The sequence below is a fragment of the Stenotrophomonas sp. 05L44_2 genome, from assembly GCF_056665995.1.
The window spans coordinates 1-1676 of the sequence record NZ_JBFTNR010000823.1 but is presented as its reverse complement, the minus strand read 5'-3'; the positions used below and the strand labels follow the sequence as shown (position 1 = coordinate 1676).

General features: G+C 67.3%; 3 protein-coding genes. 2 read left to right on the top strand and 1 reads right to left on the bottom strand.

Translation table 11 applies throughout. The features are described from left to right. The coding region (locus AC1VAN_RS21025; RefSeq protein WP_480986657.1) for a TA system antitoxin ParD family protein at nucleotides 1-156 on the top strand (156 nt) is incomplete at its 5' end. A 10-nt stretch (nucleotides 157-166) separates the two neighbouring features. Next, nucleotides 167-949 carry a type I methionyl aminopeptidase gene (gene map, locus AC1VAN_RS21020; protein ID WP_442251361.1) on the top strand — a complete coding sequence of 261 codons (783 nt, stop codon included), beginning with the start codon at nucleotides 167-169 and terminating at the stop codon, nucleotides 947-949. Here map and AC1VAN_RS21015 read toward each other — a convergent pair. Continuing rightward, a complete protein-coding gene (locus AC1VAN_RS21015; protein WP_032976017.1) occupies nucleotides 946-1560 on the bottom strand; it encodes a LysE/ArgO family amino acid transporter in 615 nt (204 codons plus the stop codon). The genes map and AC1VAN_RS21015 overlap by 4 nt on opposite strands. Between the last annotated feature and the right edge of the window lie 116 nt (nucleotides 1561-1676).

The window sequence follows — 1676 nt, the reverse complement described above, 5'->3', positions numbered from 1 at the left end:
GTCTCCAACCGCTCGATCAACGCCCAGGCCACGTTCTGGATCCGGGTCGGCATGCTGTGCGAGATGAACCCGACCCTGAGCTTCCAGGACGTCGTCGCCAGTGAACTGCGCGCCGCCGGTGTGCAGCCGCAGCTGCTTGCCCCCGGGCGGGCCTGAGCCGATGGCCATGATCAAGCGCCCCGACGAGATCGACCGCCTGGCCGAGTCCGGACGACTGCTGGCGCAGGTCTTCGCCATGCTCGACGCCCTGCCTCTGCAGGGTCGCAGCACGCTGGAGATCAACGACATCGTCGAGCGGATGATCGTCGACGAGCTGCAGGCGCGGCCCGCCAGCAAGGGGCAGTACGGGTTCCCGTACGTGCTCAATGCCTCGATCGACAACGTCGTCTGCCACGGCATGCCGTCGGCCGATGACGTGCTGCGCAATGGCCAGATCGTCAACCTCGACATCACGCTGGAGAAGAACGGCTACATTGCCGATTCCAGCACCACGTATGTTGTGGGTGATGCCGACTACGCCGCGCGCAAGCTGGTGCAGGTGACCTACCAGGCCATGTGGAAAGGCATCGCCGCCGTGCGGCCCGGCGCGCGCCTGGGCGATATCGGCCACGCCATCGCCCGCCACGCCCGCAGCCACGGCTACAGCGTGGTCAAGGAGTACTGCGGCCACGGTATCGGCCAGGAGATGCACGAGGAACCGCAGATCCTGCATTACGGCCATGCCGGCACCGGCATGGAGCTGCAGGAAGGCATGGTGTTCACCATCGAGCCGATGCTCAACCAGGGCAAGCCTGCCATCCGCCAGCAGCCCGACGAATGGCCGGTGTATACCCGTGACGGCAAGCTGTCGGCGCAGTTCGAGCACACCGTGGCCGTGACCGGCAGCGGCGTGCGCGTGCTGACCCTGCGCCCTGGTGAAACCCCGTTGTGCGCGCTGGATGCGGCCTAGAGCGGGCGCAGCAGCAACAGCAGCGCAAGGCACAGCATGAAGGCCGCCACGCCAGCATCCAGCAACCGCCATGCTGCCGCGTTGCGGAACACCGGCTGCAGCAACCGTGCGCCGAACCCCAGCCCACAGAACCAGAGCACGCTGGCCACGCAGGCGCCCGCTGCGAACGCCCAGCGCAGGTCACCCGGGTAGCGCGTGGACAGGCTGCCCAGCAGCACCATCGTATCCAGGTAGACGTGCGGGTTGAGCAGGGTGAACGCCAGGCAGGCCAGCAGCACCTGCCGCCGGCTGCCACCACTGGCATCGGCCGCGGCCAGCGCGCTGCCACCGCGCCACGCGCGCAGCCCAGCCTGCAGCCCATAGCACAGCAGGAAGGCGGCCCCGCCGAAGCGCAGCACCTGCAACAGCAACGGCCACTGCAGCACCAGCGCCCCCATGCCGCCCACGCCGGCCAGGATCAGCGCGATGTCCGCGCCCATGCAGGCCAGCACCACCATGCCCACGTAGCGGTGCTGCAGCCCCTGGCGCAGCACGAAGGCGTTCTGCGCGCCGATGGCGATGATCAGGCCAGCACCTGCAAACAGACCGGCCAGGGCCGCAGCAATCCACATCCGACGCTCTCCACCTTGAGAAGAGGCGCAGGGTGCGACCAACGGACTCGTTAAGGCAAACTGGTTTTTCTTTATCCTGTGCAGAAAAACTGAAGAGGCACCGCGTGGACCTGGTA

Bases quoted from the DNA above. Each gene is read 5' to 3' on its own strand.
- AC1VAN_RS21015 (WP_032976017.1), bottom strand. From the start codon at position 1,560: ATGTGGATTGCTGCGGCCCTGGCCGGTCTGTTTGCAGGTGCTGGCCTG.
- map (WP_442251361.1), top strand. From the start codon at position 167: ATGATCAAGCGCCCCGACGAGATCGACCGCCTGGCCGAGTCCGGACGA.